This is a genomic window from Actinomyces sp. oral taxon 448 str. F0400 (assembly GCF_000220835.1).
Classification (GTDB): domain Bacteria; phylum Actinomycetota; class Actinomycetes; order Actinomycetales; family Actinomycetaceae; genus Actinomyces.
Genome location: NZ_GL985606.1, coordinates 640,211 through 660,458, shown reverse-complemented (window position 1 = coordinate 660,458; position 20,248 = coordinate 640,211). Strand labels below are relative to the sequence as shown.

General features: G+C 70.1%; 17 protein-coding genes and 1 pseudogene. 7 read left to right on the top strand and 11 right to left on the bottom strand.

Annotated features, from left to right (window positions below):
- Positions 1 to 2: 2 nt before the first annotated feature.
- From HMPREF9062_RS02785 to HMPREF9062_RS02760, 6 genes are all read right to left on the bottom strand, one after another.
- Positions 3 to 1,172 carry an ABC transporter substrate-binding protein gene (locus tag HMPREF9062_RS02785; RefSeq protein ID WP_034254596.1) on the bottom strand — a complete coding sequence of 390 codons (1,170 nt, stop codon included), beginning with the start codon at positions 1,170 to 1,172 and terminating at the stop codon, positions 3 to 5.
- A 316-nt stretch (positions 1,173 to 1,488) separates the two neighbouring features.
- Positions 1,489 to 1,905: a hypothetical protein gene (locus tag HMPREF9062_RS02780; protein ID WP_009748506.1), complete on the bottom strand. Its 417-nt coding sequence runs from the start codon at positions 1,903 to 1,905 to the stop codon at positions 1,489 to 1,491.
- A 231-nt stretch (positions 1,906 to 2,136) separates the two neighbouring features.
- Positions 2,137 to 3,135 (bottom strand): uridine-preferring nucleoside hydrolase UriH, encoded by a 999-nt coding sequence (gene uriH, locus HMPREF9062_RS02775; protein WP_156789942.1) that lies wholly within the window; start codon positions 3,133 to 3,135, stop codon positions 2,137 to 2,139.
- Between the two features lie 13 nt (positions 3,136 to 3,148).
- Complete coding sequence (gene uriT, locus HMPREF9062_RS02770) at positions 3,149 to 4,555, bottom strand: uridine transporter UriT (RefSeq protein ID WP_034254590.1); 1,407 nt, start codon at positions 4,553 to 4,555, stop codon at positions 3,149 to 3,151.
- A gap of 101 nt (positions 4,556 to 4,656) precedes the next feature.
- A complete protein-coding gene (locus HMPREF9062_RS02765; RefSeq protein WP_009748503.1) occupies positions 4,657 to 5,547 on the bottom strand; it encodes a carbohydrate kinase family protein in 891 nt (296 codons plus the stop codon).
- Complete coding sequence (locus HMPREF9062_RS02760; protein ID WP_009748502.1) at positions 5,547 to 6,476, bottom strand: pseudouridine-5'-phosphate glycosidase; 930 nt, start codon at positions 6,474 to 6,476, stop codon at positions 5,547 to 5,549. The genes HMPREF9062_RS02765 and HMPREF9062_RS02760 overlap by 1 nt, the downstream gene beginning before the upstream one ends.
- Before the next feature lie 96 nt (positions 6,477 to 6,572).
- Between HMPREF9062_RS02760 and HMPREF9062_RS02755 the strand changes: the two genes are divergently transcribed.
- On the top strand, positions 6,573 to 7,532 hold the full coding sequence (locus tag HMPREF9062_RS02755; RefSeq protein WP_083820008.1) for a LysR family transcriptional regulator: 960 nt from the start codon (positions 6,573 to 6,575) through the stop codon (positions 7,530 to 7,532).
- On the opposite strand, the gene HMPREF9062_RS02750 is transcribed toward HMPREF9062_RS02755, so the two are convergent.
- Both HMPREF9062_RS02750 and HMPREF9062_RS02745 read right to left on the bottom strand, forming a co-directional pair.
- Positions 7,504 to 7,866: a DoxX family protein gene (locus tag HMPREF9062_RS02750; RefSeq protein WP_009748500.1), complete on the bottom strand. Its 363-nt coding sequence runs from the start codon at positions 7,864 to 7,866 to the stop codon at positions 7,504 to 7,506. The genes HMPREF9062_RS02755 and HMPREF9062_RS02750 overlap by 29 nt on opposite strands.
- A complete protein-coding gene (locus tag HMPREF9062_RS02745) occupies positions 7,863 to 8,546 on the bottom strand; it encodes a TetR/AcrR family transcriptional regulator (protein ID WP_050795245.1) in 684 nt (227 codons plus the stop codon). The genes HMPREF9062_RS02750 and HMPREF9062_RS02745 overlap by 4 nt, the downstream gene beginning before the upstream one ends.
- 211 nt (positions 8,547 to 8,757) lie before the next feature.
- Here HMPREF9062_RS02745 and HMPREF9062_RS02740 point away from each other — a divergent pair, with 211 nt between their 5' ends.
- Together HMPREF9062_RS02740 and HMPREF9062_RS02735 are read left to right on the top strand one after the other, a co-directional pair.
- Positions 8,758 to 9,399, top strand: coding sequence for a malonic semialdehyde reductase (locus tag HMPREF9062_RS02740; RefSeq protein ID WP_009748498.1), 642 nt, complete (start codon positions 8,758 to 8,760; stop codon positions 9,397 to 9,399).
- A 153-nt stretch (positions 9,400 to 9,552) separates the two neighbouring features.
- Positions 9,553 to 11,430, top strand: coding sequence for an FUSC family protein (locus tag HMPREF9062_RS02735; protein ID WP_009748497.1), 1,878 nt, complete (start codon positions 9,553 to 9,555; stop codon positions 11,428 to 11,430).
- Positions 11,431 to 11,570: 140 nt separating this feature from the next.
- Here the strand turns inward: HMPREF9062_RS02735 and HMPREF9062_RS02730 are convergent, their stop codons facing one another.
- From HMPREF9062_RS02730 to HMPREF9062_RS02720, 3 genes are all read right to left on the bottom strand, one after another.
- Complete coding sequence (locus HMPREF9062_RS02730) at positions 11,571 to 12,320, bottom strand: anaerobic ribonucleoside-triphosphate reductase activating protein (protein WP_009748496.1); 750 nt, start codon at positions 12,318 to 12,320, stop codon at positions 11,571 to 11,573.
- Positions 12,313 to 12,549: a type II toxin-antitoxin system RelB family antitoxin gene (gene relB / locus HMPREF9062_RS02725; protein ID WP_034254585.1), complete on the bottom strand. Its 237-nt coding sequence runs from the start codon at positions 12,547 to 12,549 to the stop codon at positions 12,313 to 12,315. Before relB ends, HMPREF9062_RS02730 begins: the two co-directional genes overlap by 8 nt.
- 198 nt (positions 12,550 to 12,747) lie before the next feature.
- On the bottom strand, positions 12,748 to 14,697 hold the full coding sequence (locus tag HMPREF9062_RS02720) for a ribonucleoside triphosphate reductase (protein ID WP_009748494.1): 1,950 nt from the start codon (positions 14,695 to 14,697) through the stop codon (positions 12,748 to 12,750).
- A 440-nt stretch (positions 14,698 to 15,137) separates the two neighbouring features.
- On the opposite strand from HMPREF9062_RS02720, the gene HMPREF9062_RS13445 reads away from it, so the two are divergent.
- The 4 genes and pseudogenes from HMPREF9062_RS13445 to HMPREF9062_RS02700 all read left to right on the top strand — a co-directional run bounded on the left by HMPREF9062_RS13445 (position 15,138) and on the right by HMPREF9062_RS02700 (position 20,019).
- Positions 15,138 to 16,232: an AraC family transcriptional regulator gene (locus tag HMPREF9062_RS13445; RefSeq protein WP_009748492.1), complete on the top strand. Its 1,095-nt coding sequence runs from the start codon at positions 15,138 to 15,140 to the stop codon at positions 16,230 to 16,232.
- A gap of 364 nt (positions 16,233 to 16,596) precedes the next feature.
- A pseudogene (gene ttdA, locus HMPREF9062_RS02710) lies at positions 16,597 to 17,567 on the top strand (L(+)-tartrate dehydratase subunit alpha).
- Complete coding sequence (gene ttdB, locus HMPREF9062_RS02705; protein WP_009748489.1) at positions 17,564 to 18,316, top strand: L(+)-tartrate dehydratase subunit beta; 753 nt, start codon at positions 17,564 to 17,566, stop codon at positions 18,314 to 18,316. The pseudogene ttdA and the gene ttdB overlap by 4 nt, the downstream one beginning before the upstream one ends.
- Positions 18,313 to 20,019: a DASS family sodium-coupled anion symporter gene (locus HMPREF9062_RS02700; RefSeq protein WP_009748488.1), complete on the top strand. Its 1,707-nt coding sequence runs from the start codon at positions 18,313 to 18,315 to the stop codon at positions 20,017 to 20,019. The genes ttdB and HMPREF9062_RS02700 overlap by 4 nt, the downstream gene beginning before the upstream one ends.
- The last annotated feature ends 229 nt before the right edge of the window (positions 20,020 to 20,248 follow it).

The window sequence follows — 20,248 nt, the reverse complement described above, 5'->3', positions numbered from 1 at the left end:
CATCAGATGCCGGTGATGAAGACGCCCTGGGACTCCCACGGCATGTACTTGTCGTGGAAGTCGTCCCACACGCCCTCAGGATCCAGGTCGGAGAAGAGGTCGGGGTTCTGCCACTTGGCGAAGGCCAGGTAGGCGATGAAGTTGAAGGGGGCGTCGTAGAACTGGTGGTAGACGCCGAAGACGCGGCCCTCGTCGAAAGCCTCGACCTGCTCGAGGCCGGGCTGATCCTTCAGCTGAGCCAGACTGGCCTTGGCGGAGTCTTCGTCGGCCTCGTACCCGAGATGGACGTAGCTGGTCTTGGCGGTGTCCTTGAGCTTCTGGGCGCCCCACTCACCGCCGGTGGCGATGATGTTCTGGGGGGCCGATTCGATGATCTGCTCGACGGTGAGCACCCCCTCCTCGCCCGACAGCAGCGAATCGGCGATGTTGGTGCCCCCGGTCGCCGTGATCACGGCCCCCAGATTGGCCTTGGCATAGGTGGAGCAAGGATCGTTCAGGCCCGGGGCGCGCCACAGGAAGGTGGTGGGCCTGGGGTCGGCCGACGAGGCCCTGCCCACCACCGGGTCCACCTGCTCGTGGTAGAAGTCGAGGAAGGCCTGGGCGTCATCACGCCGGTCCATAGTGTCGCCCAGGAGCTTGACCGACGTCTCGGTGTTGTTCACCGGATCGCGCCGGAAGTCGGTGACCACGTAGCGCAGGCCCTGGTTGTCGAGGTTGTCGATGAACCCCGCCTGCTGACCGGCGTTGTAGATATCCAGGGTCAGGACGACGACGTCGGGCTGGTAGGCCTCCAGCGTCTCCACGCTGAGGTCGCCGTTGCTGACGGAGCCGATCTCGGGGATGTCCTTCGCGGCGGGGAACGCCCCCACCAGCATGTCGTAGAAGTCGGGGGCCGCCTTCTGAAGGTCCTTGCCCCAGGCCACCACCTTGTCGATGGGATTGTCCTTGTTGAGGAACAGCAGGGAGTAGATGTGTCGGGACTCGCCCAGCACCACCTTCTCGGGCTGGGAGTCGAAGCCGACCGTGCGTCCGAGGACGTCGGTGACCTCGAAGGAGCTCCCACCGCCGGCGCTGGCGTTGTCGTCGGAGCTCTTGCCTGCGCGGGAGACGGCCCCGCATCCGGCGAGGGGTGCTGAAAGGGGAAGAGCGAGGAGCAGGGTACGTCGACGCATGCGCATGAGACTCCTTTGCAGTCGGGTGGGATGCCGAATAACGGCGCAAGAGAAGATTAGGGACGGCTCACCTAACTGTTCAAGAGGCGTCAGGTCTCTTCTTCTGGTGTCGTTACGCGGGCCGGCCGCGGGCGAGGCTCCGTGCACCGGTCTGGCGCGGGCGGTCCCATCCGCACCGGTGGACGTCAGCCCGCTCTCATCCGTGCACCGGCCTGGCGCGGTGGTCCTCCTGCGGCCGGAGGCCGACGTCGTGCGCCCCGGCGCGGGCGGACAGCGCACGCCCGCCGACATCGCCGCGGCCGTCGCCTCTCCGCGGTCAGGCGTGCAGCCAGTCGGGCGTCGTCTCGGGGCGGCGCGGGTACAGACGCAGCTCGGTGGCGCAATCGGCGAGCGTGTAGGGCGGGTCGAGAGTGGGCGCGGAGTCGTAGTCGAAGTCGGTGGTCAGACGGTAGTCGTCTGCCTTCATGGCGAAGTGGCCCTTGGTCCAGGCGCCGCCTCCGAGTTGGGCCATGGCCGCGCGCGCATCGGTGGCTTCGCGCACGATGAGGTCGGGTACCTCATCGTCGATCCAGCGTCCCTGATAGAAGGCTCGAGTGCGGAACAGGACGCGCTCACCCAGGGCATCGATATCCATCACGGTCTCCTGCACGCCGGTCTGCTGCATCCACTCGCTCAAGTGGGTGGCGACAGTCTGGATCGCATTCATCTGGTTCTCGAAGGACCAGGTGCTCATGAGGGCTCTCCTTGTCGACGGGGTGCCGCGGAGGCGCCCGCGGCGCTGCGGTGTCAGTCTGCCGGGTCGGCGGGCGGCGGGCCAGCGCGTCACTCTGGCGCGGCGATGTTCGCCCTCCGCCCCGGTCGAACCAGCCCCGACTCGTCGACGGCCCTCGTAGGCGGCGACGAGCCGAGGCGCGGTTGTGCGGCGCCGGCCGGGCCGGCGTCGCGCAACCGCCCCTGGGAGCACTCAGCTCAATGCCGCGATGGCCTCGGTCATCAGCCGCCAGAAACCGGCGTGGTCGAGCTCGGTGGCCACCTGGGTGTGCACGTTCTCGGGAGCCTGACCGCGCAGATCCACCACCGTGGCCCCGGTCGTGTACTGACCGTGCGTCTCGATACGGACGGGGGCGCGGCGCGTGCGCACGATCGCGGGGTCGATGAGGTAGGCGATGGTGCACGGGTCGTGCACCGGCGGGTCATCGAAGTCCTGATTCTCCTTGTAGGCCCTGCGGAAGAAGGCCATGAGGCCGAGGAACGCCTCCGAGAGCTCCGACCCGATTCGCCTGATGCCCTCCTCCGCCTCCGCCGTCGCCAGGGCCTGGTGGGTCAGGTCGAGACCCACCATGGTGATCGGCCAGGACTCCTCGAAGACGATGCGAGCGGCCTCCGGGTCGACCCAGATGTTGAACTCGGCCGCCGGCGTCCAGTTGGCTTCGTGGAAACCGCCGCCCATGACGACCAGCTCGGCGATCCTCCCGACGATCCGCGGCTCGATGCGCGCCGCCAGAGCGATGTTGGTCAACGGACCGGTCGCCACGAGGGTGATCTCGCCGGGTGCGGCGGCCATGACGGTGTCGATGATGAAGGACACGGCGTGGCCGGGGGCGACCGGGACGGTGGGATCGGGCAGCTCGACGCCGTCGAGGCCGGACTCGCCGTGGATCTGCGCGGCGACCTCGACGTCGTGCAACAGCGGCCGGGAAGCACCCTGATGGACGGGAACGTCCTCGCGGTTGCACAGGCGCAGGACGCTGCGGGCGTTGCGGGTGATCTTCTCCACCGTCTGGTTGCCTCCCACGGTGGTCACGCCGAGCAGGTCGATGGCGGGGTTGCCCAGGGCGAGGATGATCGCGGCGGCGTCGTCGTGCCCGGGGTCGCAGTCCAGGATGATCGGACGCAGACGGGCTCGGGAGGCGTCGACCCGGCCGGTCGCTGCGGTTGTGCTGGTCGTGGTGCTGGTGCTCATGGTCAGCATGATGTCAGTCTTTCGCTGCGGGTTCGGCCTTGTTGACCGATGCGGGGGAGGGGATGAGGAAGGATGCCGCCAGGGCCAGGGCGACGACGACGATGGCGGTCACGAGCCCGCCGCGGTAACCGGCGGCCTCGCCGTGGCCCGACGCCAGCGCGGTGTTGACGGCGAACAGCAGCGCGTAGCTCAGGCCGGCCCCAATGTTGAAGGCGCCGGAGTTCATTCCCGGCAGGTAGCCGGCGTTGTCCTTCGGACTGAGGACGACACCCAGCCCGTTGAGCATGATGTTGACGACGCCCGCGTAGGCGATGCCGAGCCACACCGACACGATCAGGAGGGTGACCGCCGTCGGCACGGAGACGACGAGCAGGGAGAAGACGATCCCGCCGACCGTCACGATCATGCCGCCGCGCAGCACCGTCACGTAGCCGTACCGGGCGGCCAGGCGACCCGCGACCGGCCCGAAGACCAGTCCGGCCAGAGCGTAGGGGGTGAGCGTGACCCAGGAGACCGTGCCGGCGTCGAGGCCGGCGAAGGTCTGCGACTGGGCGAGGTTGGGGATCAGGCCGTTCATAATGGCGAACACGCCGGTCATGGTCAGGGTCGTGGTGGCCAGGAGACCCCAGGTGCGGCGCTGCTTGAGGTAGTGGGTCGCCACCAGCGGGGCCGACGAGGTGGACTCGATCCGCCAGAAGGCCGCGAACGCCACGGCTCCGATCACCAGCAGCACCGCGATGAGAACGAAGTCGGCCTCACCGAGCTTGCCGAGCTGGTTGAAGGCGGTGAGCACGGTGCCCAGGGAGACGACGAGCGCCGCCGAGCCCGGCCAGTCCATGGGCAGCTTCTGGGCTCCGCGGGTGTCCTCGGTGCCCATGAGCACGAAGACGACGGCGAGGACGGCGACGGCGGCCATGGCCCAGAAGACCGAGCGGAAGCCGAAGGCCGAGGCGAGCCAGCCGCCCGCCAGGGCGTCGACGCCGGCGATTCCGCCGTTAACGGAGGCGAGAACCGCCATCCACAGGGCGTACTTCTTATCGTCGTTCATCTGGGCCCGCAGCATGATGAGGGCCATGGGGACGATGGGGCCGGAGACGCCCTGAACGACGCGGGCGACGAAGAGCATGCCGACGTTGACGCTCAGCGCCGCGATGATCGAGCCGACCGCGGTCACTGCGACCATGGCGACCATGATCTTGCGACGGCCGACCAGGTCCCCCCAGCGCGGCAGAATGAGGGAGAACAGCGCGGCGGCGGTGAAGAAGGCGGTCTGGGTCAGTCCGATCCGGGCGGTGGTGGTGCCGAGCTCCTGCTCCATGGTGGCCAGCACCGGGGAGAGCATCGACGCGTTGAGTTGGAAGGCGAAGATCGCGAAGAGGAGGGCGAGAATCAGGCCAGCGGTGCTGGACGACTTCCTCATTGAAGTGACCATGCGTGTGTCCTTTGTCGGTATCGGGGTGGTTGGGGACTAGTGACGAGCGGCGGGCCGTCGACGGCGGCGCCGCGGTCGCGGCGCCGCCGTCAGTCGTCGGGCTCGGTGGCGCCGGGACTGGCCAGGACGCGCCTCGACAGGGCGTGCGCGGCTCGGACGTTGCGCTCGGGGTCCGGCCCGTCATTGACGAGGCTCGCGAGGAACCCGGCATTGAAGGCGTCTCCCGCACCGGTGAGATCCTTGATCTCCTCGGCCGGCTCGACGGGCACGGTGCACACGAGGCCGTCGCCGGTCAGGACGTGGGTCGCCTCGGCACCGTGGCGGGCCAGCAGCATCGTCTGCGGCATGCGGGCGAGCGCCGGCCCGGGCCGCTCGCCGTCCGCCAGAGCGAGCCGAACGGTCTCATCGGCGTTGGCCGACAGGTAATCGGGGGCGATGGCCAGCATCGTGTCGCAGAAGAGCTCCTCCCCCAGGGACTCGATGGTGAAGACGCTGGAGACGTCCAGGCACACCCGCCCGCCGTGGGCGTGCACTCGGGCGGCCGCCTCGATGACGGCGTCGCGCGGTCCCGGAGTCTCGAAGGAGTAGGCCGTCAGGTGCAGGAGGTCGACGCCGGCGACCCAGGCCGGATCGATCGTCGTGAGCATGGCGCTGGCCCCGCGCGAGGGGAACATGCTCCGCTCGCCGTCGAGATCGATCTGGAGGACGATCGTTCCGGTCGCGCCGTCGGCGCCGCGGACCTGATTCTTGACCTCAACGCCGTGGCTCTCCAGCTCCCTGGTCAGGACGAGCCCGGCCAGGTCGTCGCCCACGCAGCCGATGAAGCGGGTCGGCGTGCGGGGGCCGGCGAACGCCGCGACGTTAGCGGCCGAGCCGCCGCGCTGGATGAAGATGTCGGAGGCGGTGTCGGTGGCGGGACGCACCTTCTCGCGCTGCCACACGACGATGTCCTGGACAATGTCGCCGATGACCGCGAGCATCACTCGCCTCCATCGGTCAGAGCGCGGGCCACATGGGAGGCGAGCGCGATGTTGTTGCGGTAGAGGGCGACATTCGCGTCCAGGCTGCGGTCGCCGGTGGCCACGCGCAGGTAGTCCAGGAGGTAGGGGGTGATGGCCTGGCCGGTGACGCCGTCGCTGTCGGCTTGAGCCCATGCGCGTTGAAGGATCTCGTCGAAGTCCTCAGCGTTGAGCTGCTCGTCGACGGGCACGGGGTTGGCCAGGTTGATGCCGGCGGGGACTCCCAGAGCGCGTTGGGTGCGGAGCATCTGCGCGGCCTGCTCGGGGGTGTCCACCCGCTGGTTGAGGGTGAAGCCGGAGTCGGCCACGTAGAAGCCGGGGTACGCCGTGGTCCGGTAGCCGACGACCGGCACGGAGAGGGTCTCGAAGCGCTCCAGGGTCGCCCTGATGTCGAGAATGGCCTTGGCGCCCGAGGAGACCAGGATGAAGGAGGTCCGCGACAGGGCGACGAGGTCGGCGGACTCGTCGAAGGTGGTCGCAGCGCCGTGGTGGACCCCGCCCAGTCCGCCGGTGGCGAAGACGTCGATGCCCACGCGGGAGGCCAGGAAGGACGTGGCCGCGATGGTGGTGCCGGCGCTCAGGTCGTGGACGCGGGCGTAGGCGAGTTCCCTGACCGAGGCCTTGAGCAGGCCCTCGGATCCCGAGAGCTCCTCGATCTCGGCCTTCGACAGGCCGACGACCGGTTCGCCGCGGAAGACGCCGATGGTGGCGGGGACGGCCCCGTGACTCCTGGCGATCTCCTCCCCTTCGAGGGCGACCTCGAGGTTGCGGGGCCGAGGCAGCCCGTGGGTGAAGATCGTCGACTCCAGGGCGACGACGGGACGGCCCTCGTCCAGCGCGGCGCGCACCGGCGCGCTGACGCGGATGGGGCTCGTGGTTGCGGCTGTCATGGCGGCACTCCTTCGTGGTCGGCTACTGGAAACACGGTAGCGAGCCCTATATTCGAAAACAATATCAAGATTGGAATTCCAACATAGACTTTTACTATGTCGAGTTGCACCACCAGCCATGTGACCCTCCGCCAGCTCGAGGCCCTCGCCGCGGTCGCCGACGCCGGCGGCTTCACCGCGGCCGCCGAGCTGCTGGGCCGTTCCCAGCCGACGGTGAGCAAGGAGATCCAGACCCTGGAGCGCACCCTGCGCCATGAGCTGGTCACCCGGTCGGGCCGCAACACCCGCCTGTCCGAGGAGGGGCTGCGACTCCTGCCCCGGGCCAGGCGGGTCCTGTCGGAAGTCGCCGAGCTCGAGCTCACGGCGCGCACTCCTCAGCGACGGCAGACGATAACCGTGCGCGTCGCCTGCACCCCGAGTGTCTCCAACCGGCTCCTGCCCGAGCTGCTCCAGGAGATCGAGCGGTCGATGTCCCAGCTGGACGTGACGGTCAAGGAGGTCGAGACCGGCGGCGTCGAAACGCTCGTCGACCAGGGGGAGGCGGACCTGGGGCTGTGCCACCACCCCCGGCACACCCGCTTGACGCGCACCGACGTGCTCGGCTCCGACGAGCTCGTCCTCATCGGGCGCGACGACGTCCTGTCCGGTGTCCCCTCCCCCGATGATCTCAGCGCGCTCGCCCCGATCCCGCTGCTGCTGTGGCCGCGGGACAACCACCCGGAGTACTTCGATTCGCTGGTCTCCCTGTGCCGCACGCGCGGCCTGTCGCCTCTGCTGCTCATCGGAGCGGACCGGCTCTCGGGGGCGCGCCGTTACCTGCTGACGCAGGGCCGCGCTGTCAGCATCGTCCCGCTCGACGCCGCCCAGGCGCTCGAGTCGGGCCTGGCGCGCCTGCGACTCGGCGACGACGCGCGGGCACCACTGGGGGCGGTCCTGCCGCTCTCCCCCGCCCGGGTGGTCCTCGACGTCGTCGACCTGGCGCGCGAGCTGCACGAGGCCGCACGGACCCGGCCCGAGCGCGGGGCGTCTACAGCAGAAAGGAGGCGACGCCGGTGACGACGGCCAGGGACAGGCACGTCAAGCACGACAGCCAGGCGGGGGCCAGCCCCGTGAACTTCGAGCGCACGTGAGCGGCAACGGCGCACAGGAAGTAGCACACGACGCCGATGACGGCGGCCGCGGCGACGCCCGGGACCCGCAGGCCGACCACCAGGCCCGCGGCGGCCAGGATCTTGATGACGATGAGGGCCCACCACCATTCGCGGGGGAAGCCGACCCCCGTGAGGCAGGTGACGATGAAGGCGGGAGGGCGGAGCATGAGGAGGGCGTCGCCCAGTAGGACGACGGCGAGGGTCAGGACGAGCCAGGGCGCGCAGGGCTGCAGAATCATGATCGGTCCTTCTGGAGCGCGGGCATGAGAGGCGGGAGCGCCTCCCGGATCCGGGAGGCGAGGGCGCCGGCGTCGAGCTCGGTACCCGTGGCCCACTCGAAGACGGCCCCGATGTAGAGCAGGTGGATGCTGGCCGCCAGAGCATCGGCATCGACCCGACTCCCGGCGTCACCGCCCGCCGCCCGGGAGAGCACGGAGGCGATCTCAGCGATGAGGAGAGTGCGAAGTCCGCCGAAGACCTCCGAAGCGTGGGCACCGGAGATGAGAGCGGCGGCGTAGGCGCGCGACAGGTCGGGATGCGCAGCGAATAGGGAGATGAAGGGCTCAAGCAGATCGGTCACCTGCGCGGCGAGCGTCTCGGGCGGCACCGGGCCGGCCGCAGATCCGTCCGGCGTCGCAGACTCGACCGGTTCGACCGCCGCCGCATCCCGGGTCGCCGACTCACCGTCCGGAGCACGGAAGGCGCGAGAAGCGTGGACGGCCCCAATGGCCTCGTCGAAGACCTTCACGAGCAGGGTGCGCTTGTCCCCCACCGTCATGACGGTGCCCGCGCTCACGCCGGCGTCGGCGGCGATGGCCCGCACGGTGGTGGCGTTGAAGCCTCGGGCCTCGAAGAGCCGGCGGGCGCTGTCCAGCACGCGCAGACGAGTCGCTTCACGCAGCTCGGACCGTGTCGGCACGACAACCCTTTCACTGAACATGTTTAGTGAACATGTTCAGCGTAGAGGGTCGCCCACCATGCGCGCAAGAGCATCACGGCGATAGGGCCTCCCCGCTGCCGCATTCCCCCGCTCGAACCGAGCGGGCCGGCGCCGGTTCTCCGCCGGCAACCGCGAGCGATGACGGAACGGCGGGCGTGCCCGGCATCGAAGCCCGTGGCAGGATCAGGGCATGACCGAGCGCATCCAGCACCCCGTCGTCCCCTCTCCCGTTCCCGAGGAGTGCGTGCTCGCACCCGGAGACGCGGACCTGCTCTTCGGCGGGGCCCGCACCGCCTACGCCTTCACCGACGAGAGCGTGACCGACGCCGACCTGCACGCCATCTACGAGCTGGCCCAGTGGGCGCCCACGGCGGTCAACGCCCAGCCGCTGCGGGTGGTCGCCGTGCGCTCCGAGCCGGCCCGCGAGCGCCTGCTGGACTGCCTGCCCCGGGGCAACCGCGAGCAGGCGGCCGGCGCGCCGCTGACGCTCGTATGCGCCGCCGACCGCGCCTTCGCCGACGCCCTGCCCCGGCTCCACCCGCGCGGCGAGCGCTACCGGGACCTCCTGGAATCCGGCGGCGAGCAGATGCGGGAACGATGGGCGCGCACGAGCGCCCTGGTCCAGGTCGGCTTCCTCATCATGGCCATCCGCGCCATCGGGATGGCCGCCGGGCCCATGAACGGCGACGACGCCCAGGCGCTCGCGCGCGCCTTCTTCCCCGAGCAGGACGTGGAGATCCTCCTGGTCATCAACGTGGGGCGGCCGAGCGCCGACGCCTTCCAGAAGCGCAACCCGCGGCTGACCTTCGAGGAGGCCTACAAGGTGGAGTGAGGGAGTGAGGCGGAGCGAGACGGTCGCGCCTCCCTCCCCGCCCGGGCGGAGAACGCCGACTCCCCGGGTCGACACCGACGTCGATGACATCGGCCTCGTGAAGCGAGGCGCACCACTCGCAGCGGAGTCGGCCGGAAACCCTATTCTGAGGGCATGCACACGTGGCGCCTCGGCCTGCGCAGGCTGGGCCGCAGCCTCATCACCTTCCAGCCCGCCCCCGGGCGCGCCCGCCGGGCACTGAGGTGGGTGGCCGCCGTCGCCCTCGGCCTGATCGGAACCGTCCTCATCCTGGGACCCGCGCGCGGCTCACTGGGCCTGCTGGGGGCGATGGCGGCCAACGCCGGGCGCGAGGCGCCGCTGCGCCGTCGCGCGCGCATGCTGCTGACCGTCGGGGCCACGACCCTGACCTGCCAAGGCATCGGCATCCTCACCGCCCCGCATCCCGCCCTCATCCCCCCGGTCATGACGGTGATGACGCTGACGGTCGTGTGGGCCTGGCACGCGCTCCAGGCCGGGCCGCCCGGGCCGATCAACACAGTCTTCGCAGGAGCCTTCGGCACCTACATGGGCTCCCAGGGCTGGACGATCCCGACCCTCGTCCCGATCACCGCCCTGGCCTGGGCATTGGGGGCGACGGCGTCCCTGCTGCTGCTCGCCCTGGACCCGCACGCGCCCGAGCGCGAGAGCGTGGAGGTGGCCGAGCGGGCGGTCGACACCTACTGCGACCCGCCCGAGCCCGCCGGTGGCGGCGGCGAGGCCGCCGGGACCGCTGCCGCCGGGGACCCCGCGATCGGCCAGCGCGCCATCGCGCGCTCGCGGGCCTGGATCGACGTCGATGACGCCTGGCACGTCCTGCGCACCGGCCGCACCCCGGGCACCGTGCCGCTGAGCGCCCAGGGGCGGGACCTGGAGGAGAGGCTGCGCAGGGCCCACCTGCGACTGGTGTCGACCCTGCACGACCAGTCCTTCCCCGGCGATCACCTCGACATCACGAAGAACTTCGACCTGGTGCCCATGGGGCTGCCCAGCGCTCGCTACCTGCTGCGCACCGCGGCCCAGCGCGGCTCCCGCCCGCGCCTGGTGGCGGGACGGGCGGCGACGGCGGTGCTCCTGGCCTCCTCGGCCGCTCTCCTGTCGCCGGTGGGTCACCCCTACTGGGCGATCCTGTCCTCGCTCATCGTCCTGCACATGGGGGCCTCGCGCGCGGACCTGACGGTCCGGGCCGCTCACCGCGTCGTGGGCACGGCCCTGGGCACGCTCGTCTACATGGGGATCATCGCGCTGGAGCCGCCGGTCTGGCTCCGTCTGTGCCTGGTCATCGCCGCGGTCTACGGGCTGGAGAGCATCGTGACGCGGAACTACGCCGTCGCGGTCGTCTTCGTCACCGTCTTCGCGCTCATGCTCACCCCCACGGCCTCCTCTGCGCAGATCGCGGTTCTCATGCGCGACCGCGTGCTGGAGACCGCCATCGGTGCGGGGGCGGCGGTACTCGTGACCTGGTCCATGGGGCGCAGGGCGCCGGTGCTGCTCGTGCGCAGGCAGTATCGACTCACTCTCGATTCGATCGTCACGGTGCTGGCGGATCTCGCCGACGGGCTGGAAGACACCACTGTGCGCACCGGGGAGGCGGTAGGAGCGGGTCGCGACCGCCGATGGCGACCGGTCGGGCTGCTCGGGGCGGCCGGCCGAGTCGAGCGGCATCCGCTGACCTCCCTGGTGAGGGAGCATCGCCGCCACCTCGTGTTCGAGCTGGGGCGGGCCGGAGCGGTGCTGTCCTCCGCCCGGCCCGACGACCCCGCCGCCCTCGGGCCATGGCGGGGCGTCCAACGGGAAGTCTCCACCCTGGGCTACGACGTCGTCGCGGCCACGTGGCGGGACCCGGGCGCGAACCGGCGAGCGGCGGCCAGAGCGTACACCGAGCTCGTGTTCCTCATCGCGACGCTGCCGCCGATCTCCTCGAGGAACATCGCGCCCGGGCCGCTGGCGTCCAGGGTCGCCGCGGTAAGAGCGGTCTTCCTGACGTGCGGCTGACGAGTCGGGCGGCGTCGGCCAGACGGGCAGCGCGGGTGGGAACGGCGCCCCCGGAAGAGGAGCCCGCCGCACGCCCGAGCGTCCACGATGAGTCGCGGGGCCCCGTCCGCGCCGCACTACTGTTCGACGCCCGGCCGTCCTCACGCCGGCCGGTACGTGAATCTCTCCCAGCCCAGGGACCGGATCTCGCCGGCCATGCGCTCGCACTCGGCGTCCCAGCCCGGGACCGTCACCGCGAAATCGCCGCTCGTGCCCTCGGACCGCGCCTGCTGGAGGGCGTAGACCCGCGCCCCCGCCTCGTGCACTCTTCGAGCGACCTCGACGGCGTCGGCGGCGGTCATGTCCCCGGGCACGACCGTTGTGCGCACCTCGAACGGGACCTCCGCCTCCAGCAGCACCTGCAGACTCTCCCAGGCCTTCGCACCGCCGGAGGGACGGCCGACCACGGCCCCGTAGTGCTCGGGCAGAGCCTTGACATCGAGCCCCACCCAGGAGATGAGCCCGGAGTCGAGCAGGTCGCGCAGGCGCCGCGGATACGCGCCGGCGGTGTGGAGCCCCACGCGGAATCCCGCCTCGGCGACCTCGCGAGCGGCGTCGGCGAGCGCATCCTGGCGCAGCGCCTCGCCACCGGTGAAGACGACGCCGTCGAGTAGCCCGCGGCGCCGCTCCAACAGGGCGCGCACCCGACCCCAGGCGATCACCCCGGGCGTGCGCGTGGGAATGAGCGCCTGATTGTGGCAGTAGAAGCAGTTCCACGGACAGCCCTGCAGGAAGACCGTCGCGGTGAGATGGTCGGGCCAGTCGACGGTGCTCATCGGGACCAGCCCGGCGATGACCAGGGCATCAGCAGGACCAGTCGACCGGGTTCCCGCCTCCTCAGCCTCAGGCATCGAGGCCGAGGGCCGCCGCGATCTCATCAAGACGGCGCGTCTTGATCTCACCGCGCCGCACCGCCTCCGCGTCCGCCTTCAGCGCGTACGCGTACTCCAGGTCATCGATGGAGGACTCAACGGCCTCGCGCACATAGAACGTCGCCGGACGACCGGTCCGACTCCCCAGGTCATCGAGCCGGCGCTTGAGCTCCTCGGGCAGCCGAACGCTCAGAACCGCTGTAGACATGTTTACAGCGTAGGTGCCGGTCATTCACACCACAACTCCTCAGCTCAATATGGAATGGAGTCCGGGCATCCCCTTGCCCCTTTACGCAGAGGCGCCGGGGCGCCCACCGCGGAAGCGGCAGGCGCCCCGGCGCTTCTGCGGCCAGCTTCGCGAGCAGGCCCGGCATTATCACCGGTCATAGACATCCGCTGCGAGTCCTCAGGCGCTCACGGCGCTCAGCCGGGAGGTGGCGGCCCCGTGGGCGCCGGCGGCGTCCTCGGTGAACATCCGCCGCTCCATGTACTCGCCCTTCTTGCCGATGTTGAAAGACTTCACGGGGCGGAAGTAGCCCATGACTCGAGTCCATACCTCGCACTCGACCGGCTCGGCGTCCGGGTGCAGCTCGGCGCACTTCTCGCAGGTCAGGTGCTCCCCGACCAGATAGCCGTGAGTGGGGCAGATCGAGAAGGTCGGAGTGACGGTGATGTAGGGGGTGCGGAATGCCGTCAGACTGCGCCGCACGAGCTCCTTGCAGGCTGCGGCCGAGGAAATCCGCTCATTCATGTACAGGTGGAGGACAGTGCCCCCGGTGTACTTGGTCTGGAGCTCCTCCTGCATCTCCTGGGCCTCGAAGGGGTCGTCGGTGTGGCCGACGGGCACCTGCGAAGAGTTCGTGTAGTACGGATTGGACTCGGTGCCGGCCTGGAGGATACCGGGGAAGCGCCTGCGGTCCTCCTTGGCGAAACGGTACGTGGTTCCCTCCGCCGGAGTCGCCTCGAGGTTGTAGAGGTGACCGGTGGCCTCCTGGAACTCCACCATCTTGTCACGCACGTGATCCAGGATCCGCACGCACATGGCGTGGCCGCGCGGGTCGGTCAGATCGAACTCGTCACGGGTGAAGTTGCGGACCATCTCGTTCATGCCGTTGACACCGAGAGTCGAGAAGTGATTATCGAGCGTGCCGAGCCACCGCTTGGTGAAGGGGAAGAGACCGGCATCAATGTGGTGCTGAATAACCGTGCGCTTGAGCTCCAGACTGTCCCGCCCGATGGCGAGCAGCCGGTCGAGGGCGGCGGTGAGCCCGGCCTCGTCGCCGGCGTGCAGGTACCCCAGACGCGCCATATTGACGGTGACGACGCCAACGCTCCCGGTCTGCTCGGCGGATCCGAACAGGCCGTTGCCGCGCTTGAGCAGTTCGCGCAGGTCGAGCTGGAGACGGCAGCACATGGAACGGATCATGCCGGGATCCAGCTCGGAATTAATGAAGTTCTGGAAGTAGGGCAGCCCGTACTTCGCGGTCATGGCGAACAGGCGGTCGCAGTTCTCCGACTCCCAGTCGAAGTCCTTGGTGATGTTGTACGTGGGGATGGGGAAGGTGAAGACTCGCCCCTCGGCGTCGCCGGTGGTCATGACCTCCATGAAGGCGCGGTTGATCATCGCCATCTCGTCGGCCAGGTCCCCGTAGGTGAAATCGCACAGCTCGTCGCCGACGAGCGGGTGCTCGTCGGCGAGGTCGGCCGGGCAGGTCCAGTCGAAGGTGAGGTTGGTGAACGGCGTCTGGGTGCCCCACCGGGAGGGGACGTTGAGATTGAAGATGAGCTCCTGCATGCACTGGAGAACCTGGTCGTAGGTCATCGAGTCCAGGCGGACGAAGGGCGCCATGTAGGTGTCGAAGGAGGAGAACGCCTGGGCGCCGGCCCATTCGTTCTGCAGGGTGCCCAGGAAGTTGACGATCTGCCCGACGGCGGAGGAGAAGTGCCTGGCCGGCGCGGAGGCGGTCTTGCCGGGCACCCCGTTGAAGCCCTGCTGGAGGAGGTTCTTGAGCGACCATCCGGCGCAGTAGCCGGCGAACATGTCGAGGTCGTGGATGTGGAAGTCGCCGGCTCGGTGGGCGTCGCCCGCCTCCTGGGAGTAGATCTGGCTCAGCCAGTAGTTGGCGATGATCTTCCCCGAGGTGTTGAGAATCATCCCGCCCAGCGAGTAGCCCTGATTGGCGTTGGCGTTGACCCGCCAGTCGGAGCGGTCCAGGTACTCGGTGATGGTGGAGACGGCGTCGACCGTGGGCCGCGAGCCGTGGGCGACGGCGGAGTCGGCGGAGCCCCGCGCGACGAGCTCGGGGTGCGCGGCGGCGAGGTGCGCGGCGGTGGGGATCTGACTGCTGTCTGACACGGGCGTCTCCAGTACTTCGCTGAACGGATGCGGCCGCCGTCATCACGACGGCGGGTGCTGCCGCTCCGGTCCCGGACGGGGCGTCCGGAGCAGCACCACCAGGACCGACAGTACAACCGAACGACAGCCATGCAACACATCATGTAGGTGTATCACCCTTTTCCGACCACAATATGTTGTGGTTACAACGGCTCTCATCGATCCCATCGGTGGGTGCTTTCGGCACGATTCCGCCGCTCCCCGCGGCCCGACATATGTGTGTGCGGGATCACAACACCTGCATGTCGTGCACCGCGTCTCGCGTGTCGTCGGCGTGCGGCACGTGAGACGCACGCTCCGCCCGCGGCTCCGCCCCGCATCCCCCGCCGAAGACCGGGCCGCTCGGGCCGTCCGGCCCTGTTCGGCCCATACCGGCCCCGCCCGCCGCCTACCATGGCCGTATGGGGACGAAGGGGCTCGGCGCGGACCAGCTGCACCACGACCACGACGTCCCCGCCCGCGGCCTGCGCGCGAGCCAGTACGTCTACGCCATCGGCTCCTACCACTACAACTGGCACACGGCCCTGGAGCTGCTCGCCGTCGTCTCCGGGGAGGTCGACGTCTGCGCCGCCGGGAAGGTCGACCTCCTCGCGCCGGGCGACGTCGTCGTCATCAACGCCAACGACGGGCACGCCACGCTGGCCACCCAGCCGGGCACCGCCGTCATGTGCCTGCACGTCGAAGCCGACTACCTCGCCTCCTTCACCGGCGACGGCGCCATCCCCCGCTTCGAGTGCCGCTCCGCCGCGGCCACCCGCGGCGAGCCCGGCTTCGTCCGCCTGCGCGCCCTGCTGGCTCGCATGATGCTCGCCGCCCACCGCACCGGCCCGGGAGCGAGCGCCTCCTGGGAGGCCCGCCTGCTCGACGTCGTCGCCACGCTCTTCGACCACTTCCCGCCCGAGCCCGCGGCCGCCGGCGCCCCCGAACTGCCCGCGGCGATCGAGAACCATCGGGCGCTGCGCCGAGCGGTGGCCTACATCGACGCCTCCTTCCGCGAACGCATCACCCTGGAGCGGCTGGCCCGGCACGTCGGATTCTCCCCCGGCTACCTGTCCCAGGTCTTCTCGCAGCAGGTCGGCATGACCTTCTCGGAGTACCTCGCCCGGGTGCGGTTGCGGCAGGCGACCCGGGACCTGGGCGAAACCGATCGCCGCATCGCGGCCATCGCCGCCGACGCCGGCTTCCCCGACGTCAAAGCCTTCAACACGGCCTTCCGCCGCACCTTCGGACGCACGCCGTCGGCCTACCGGCGTCTGCTCACCGCCGAGACGGCCGCTGCGGACGAGGTCTTCCACCGGCGTTACATCTCCCGCGCCGACGAGGGGGTCATGCGGGTGCTGCGCGCATGGGCGTCGCGCGACGTCGTCGGCGGGATCCACGAGCCCTGCACTACGGCGGCGCGGCTGTCCCGGCCCTCCCCCGCCGAGGAGGCGCTCGACCTCACCCGGTCGCTGACGGCGCGCCTGGAGGAGATGGTCGACACCGGCGCCCGGTGAGCGCGAACGCCCGGCGACCGGCCGCGTCGCGAGGAGCTGCGCGGCGCGCGGAGCCGTCGGACCCGGTGTGCGGAACGCGGAGTGCGGCCGGCGCGCCGGGCGGATCTGCAGGCGCGCACCGGCCCGACGGGGCGGCGGAGCATCCCGCCGCCCCGTGAAAACCGCGTGACCGCACGGGTTCCTCGAATGGCCGCCATCGGGTGAATACCCAGGTGAGTGCGCACCGAGCGCCGGTCTCGCGACGGACGGAATGGGACGTGGGTCCCAGCAAGAATGCTGAGCTCGTGGACAGACGGCGACCGGTCTTCGGCGGAGCCTTGATCACAACGCACTCGATCACCGCGCACGCCGAAGGAGGACCGCCGTGACCGCCACACCCGCCGCCGGCACCACGGACGCAACCCAGGACACCAGCATCCCCACCCTCTCCGCCACCGCCCCGGGCGCCGCCGGACTCGCCGAGCTGGCCGACGTCGTCGCCCGCTTCACCGCCGTCATCTCACGTCGTCTGCCCGACGACGTCACCGCCCGCCTCAAGGAGCTGGCCGAGGAGGAGACCAACCCGATGGCGACGATGATCTACCGGACCATGCAGCGCAACCAGTCGTTGGCGCTCGAGCTCAAGCGGCCCTCGTGCCAGGACACGGGCCTGGTCCAGATCTTCGCCACCGTCGGCAGCCACTTCCCCTGCACCGACGGTCTGGCCGAGGCGCTCAAGGCCGCCATCGCCGAGGCCACCCGACTGGCCCCGCTGCGGCACAACACCGTCGAGACCTTCGACGAGTACAACACCGGCACGAACATCGGCACGAAGTCGCCCTGGATCTACTGGGACGTCGCCGAGGGCCGCGACGACCTCACCCTGCACGTCTACCTGGCCGGCGGCGGATGCACGCTGCCGGGTCAGGGCAGGACGCTCATGCCCGGTGAGGGCTACGAGGCGGCCATGAAGTTCGTCCTGGACGTCATGACCTCTACGGGCTCAATGCCTGCCCGCCGCTGCTGGTCGGGGTGGGCATCGGCTCGTCCATCGACGCTGCGAGCTACATGTCCAAGCTGGCCCTCATGCGGCCGGTCGACTCGCATGCGACCAACCCGAAGGTCGCCGAGTTGGAGACCAACCTGCAGGCGGCCATCGACTCCATCGGCCTGGGGCCGCAGGGGCTGGGCGGGACCCGCTCGACCATGGGCGTCAACATCGAGAACGCCGCCCGCCACCCCTCGGTGCTATCGGTCGCCGTCAACACCGGCTGCTGGTCGCACCGCCGCGGCACCATTCATTTCGATCATGACCTGAACTACGAGCTCATCACGCACAAGGGAGTCACACTGTGAGCACCACCGACACCACCGACGCCGCCAGGACCGGCGCCCGGACCGGCGCCACCCAGAGCGCTGAGCAGGCCATCGAGCAGGCCGCCGACGCCGAACGGCACGAGGCCGAGGCCGTTGAACGGACCGGCTCCGGTCGGGCCATCACCCTGAGCACGCCGATCAGCCGCGAGGACATCGAGGACATACGGGTCGGCGACGTCATCTTCCTCGACGGGCACATCACCACCTGCCGCGACGTCGCCCACCGTCGCCTCATCGAATACGGTCGCGATCTGCCCGTGGACGTCCGCAACGGCGCCATCCTTCACGCCGGCCCCATCATCCGGGTCATCGACGAGGAGGCGGACCGCTTCGAAGTCGTGGCGGTGGGCCCGACCACGTCGATGCGCATGGAGATGTTCGAGGAGGAATTCATCGCGCGCACCGGCGTGCGCCTCATCGTCGGCAAGGGCGGTATGGGTCCGGGCACCGAGGCGGGCTGCAAGAAGTACGGCGCCCTGCACTGCGTCTTCCCGGCCGGTAACGCGGTCATCGCCGCCACCTCGGTGGAGGAGGTCGAGGGGGCGCAGTGGCGCGACCTGGGCATGCCGGAGACGCTGTGGACCTTCCGGGTCAAGCAGTTCGGCCCGCTCATCGTCTCCATCGACGCCCACGGCGACAACCTCTTCGAACAGCAGAAAGTCGTCTACAACGAGCGCAAGGAGGCCGCCCTGGCCGCGCTCAACGAGAAGGTCCGGTACATCAGATGAGCGCCGACGACGTCCGCCGACCCACCCGGGACGCCGCCGATACGGGTGCCGTCGTTCTCGACGCGCGCGCCCCCCGCGACGCCGGCAAGGACGACCCGGCCTCCGCCGGCGGGAACGGCCCGGCCTCCGCCGGCGGGAACGGCCCGGCCTCCGCCGGCGGGAACGGCCCGGCCTCCGCCGGCGGGTCCGGAGCCGGGAATCACCGGCCCGCCGCGCCGGCGTCCTCGTCAGCCCCGCAGCAGGCGCCGTCGTCCGCCCCCGGACGGCCGGGCCTGGGACGCGAAACCAGGCCGACGGCACTGGCGGCGTCCCTCCTCGTCGGCGCGGCCGTCTGGATCATCCCGACACCGCAGGGCCTGGAGCCCGGCGCCTGGCACTTGTTCGCCATTTTCCTGGCCACCATCGTGGGGATCATCGCCAAGGCCGCGCCCATGGGCGCGCTGTCGATCATCGCCATGGCCGTCTGCGCCGCCACCGGCGTGCTGGCCCCCGACGGCGAGGCCGGGGACAGGGTCTCGGCGGCGCTGTCGGGCTTCTCCAACTCGACGATCTGGCTCATCGTCTCCGCCTTCTTCGCTGCCCGAGCCGTCATCTCCTCGGGGCTCGGCGAAAGGCTCGCCTACCTGTTCGTCAAGGTCTTCGGGCGTTCGAGCCTCGGCCTGGCCTACGGGCTGGGACTGGCCGACCTCGTCACCTCGCCGGCGATCCCGTCGAACACGGCGCGCTCCGGCTACGTGTACCCCGTCATGATGAGCGTGGCCAAGGCCTTCGGCTCGGAGCCGGAGCGGCCTGGCACCCACCGGCGGCTCGGCTCCTACCTGGCACTGACCACCTACAATCTCAACCTGGCCGTCTCGGTCATCTTCTTCACCGGAGCCGCGCCCAACGCCATGTCCGCGCGACTGGCGGCGGCCTCCGGCGTCGGCGTCGACTGGCCCGGGTGGTTGGCGGCCTCGGCAGTGCCCGGGGTACTCGGCGTCATCGCCGTGCCGTTGGTCGTCTACGCCCTCAACAAACCCGAGATCCGCCGCACCCCGGACGCTTCCGCCATGGCCTCGCGCGAGCTGGCTCGGCTCGGACCGGTGACGGCGCACGAGCGGGTCACATTAGTGGTCTTCCTCATGATGATCGTCCTGTGGATGATCGGCGAGTCCCTCATGAGCGCGACGACGGTGGCCCTGCTGGGCCTGGGCGTGCTGCTGCTGACCGGAGCGCTGACGTGGGAGCAGATGAAGGCCGAGCGGAGCGCATGGGACACCCTCACCTGGTTCGCGGCGCTGGTCATGATGGGCACCTACCTCAACAAGCTCGGCTTCATCGGGTGGTTGGGAGACCAGATCGGCGCGCGCATGGGAGGGCTCGGCACCGTGGCCGCCTTCGCCGCCCTGACAGGTGTGTACGCGCTGACCCATTACCTGTTCGCCTCGGGCACCGCTCACACGGCCTCCATGTTCGCGGTGTTCCTCGGGGTGGGGCTGGCGCTCGGGCTACCGGGGGTGCCGCTGACCGTGTTCCTCGGTGCGATCCCGACCCTCATGGGATGCCTGACCCACTACGGCAACGGGCCGGCGCCGCTGTACTTCGGATCCGGGTACGTGGAACTCGGGGCGTGGTGGCGGACCGGGCTCGTGCTGGGAATCGTGCACATGGCCATCTGGCTGGTGGTCGGGCCGATCTGGTGGAGCATCATCGGGGTGTGGTGAGCGGTGAGTGGTGCGGGGTCGGTCGGGTCGGAATGTGCGCGCCCCCGCCTCCGGCGGGTCCCGGACCGTGGCGGGTCCCGGCCTCCGGGGCCCCGGCGCGCCCAGGCCTCCAGGGCGCCCCGGAACGTGGCGCGCCCAAGCCTCCGGGGCCCGGGCTCCGGCGCGCCCAGGCCTCCAGGGCCCGGTCGGCTCCAATGGCCTCCGCTGAAGAGGCATCCATGTCCAAATC

Coding starts and splice junctions, on each gene's coding strand:
- HMPREF9062_RS02785 (WP_034254596.1), bottom strand. CDS start 1,172: ATGCGTCGACGTACCCTGCTCCTCGCTCTTCCCCTTTCAGCACCCCTC.
- HMPREF9062_RS02780 (WP_009748506.1), bottom strand. CDS start 1,905: ATGAGCACCTGGTCCTTCGAGAACCAGATGAATGCGATCCAGACTGTC.
- uriH (WP_156789942.1), bottom strand. CDS start 3,135: ATGAGCACCAGCACCACGACCAGCACAACCGCAGCGACCGGCCGGGTC.
- uriT (WP_034254590.1), bottom strand. CDS start 4,555: ATGAGGAAGTCGTCCAGCACCGCTGGCCTGATTCTCGCCCTCCTCTTC.
- HMPREF9062_RS02765 (WP_009748503.1), bottom strand. CDS start 5,547: ATGCTCGCGGTCATCGGCGACATTGTCCAGGACATCGTCGTGTGGCAG.
- HMPREF9062_RS02760 (WP_009748502.1), bottom strand. CDS start 6,476: ATGACAGCCGCAACCACGAGCCCCATCCGCGTCAGCGCGCCGGTGCGC.
- HMPREF9062_RS02755 (WP_083820008.1), top strand. CDS start 6,573: ATGTCGAGTTGCACCACCAGCCATGTGACCCTCCGCCAGCTCGAGGCC.
- HMPREF9062_RS02750 (WP_009748500.1), bottom strand. CDS start 7,866: ATGATTCTGCAGCCCTGCGCGCCCTGGCTCGTCCTGACCCTCGCCGTC.
- HMPREF9062_RS02740 (WP_009748498.1), top strand. CDS start 8,758: ATGACCGAGCGCATCCAGCACCCCGTCGTCCCCTCTCCCGTTCCCGAG.
- HMPREF9062_RS02735 (WP_009748497.1), top strand. CDS start 9,553: ATGCACACGTGGCGCCTCGGCCTGCGCAGGCTGGGCCGCAGCCTCATC.
- HMPREF9062_RS02730 (WP_009748496.1), bottom strand. CDS start 12,320: ATGCCTGAGGCTGAGGAGGCGGGAACCCGGTCGACTGGTCCTGCTGAT.
- relB (WP_034254585.1), bottom strand. CDS start 12,549: ATGTCTACAGCGGTTCTGAGCGTTCGGCTGCCCGAGGAGCTCAAGCGC.
- HMPREF9062_RS13445 (WP_009748492.1), top strand. CDS start 15,138: ATGGGGACGAAGGGGCTCGGCGCGGACCAGCTGCACCACGACCACGAC.
- HMPREF9062_RS02700 (WP_009748488.1), top strand. CDS start 18,313: ATGAGCGCCGACGACGTCCGCCGACCCACCCGGGACGCCGCCGATACG.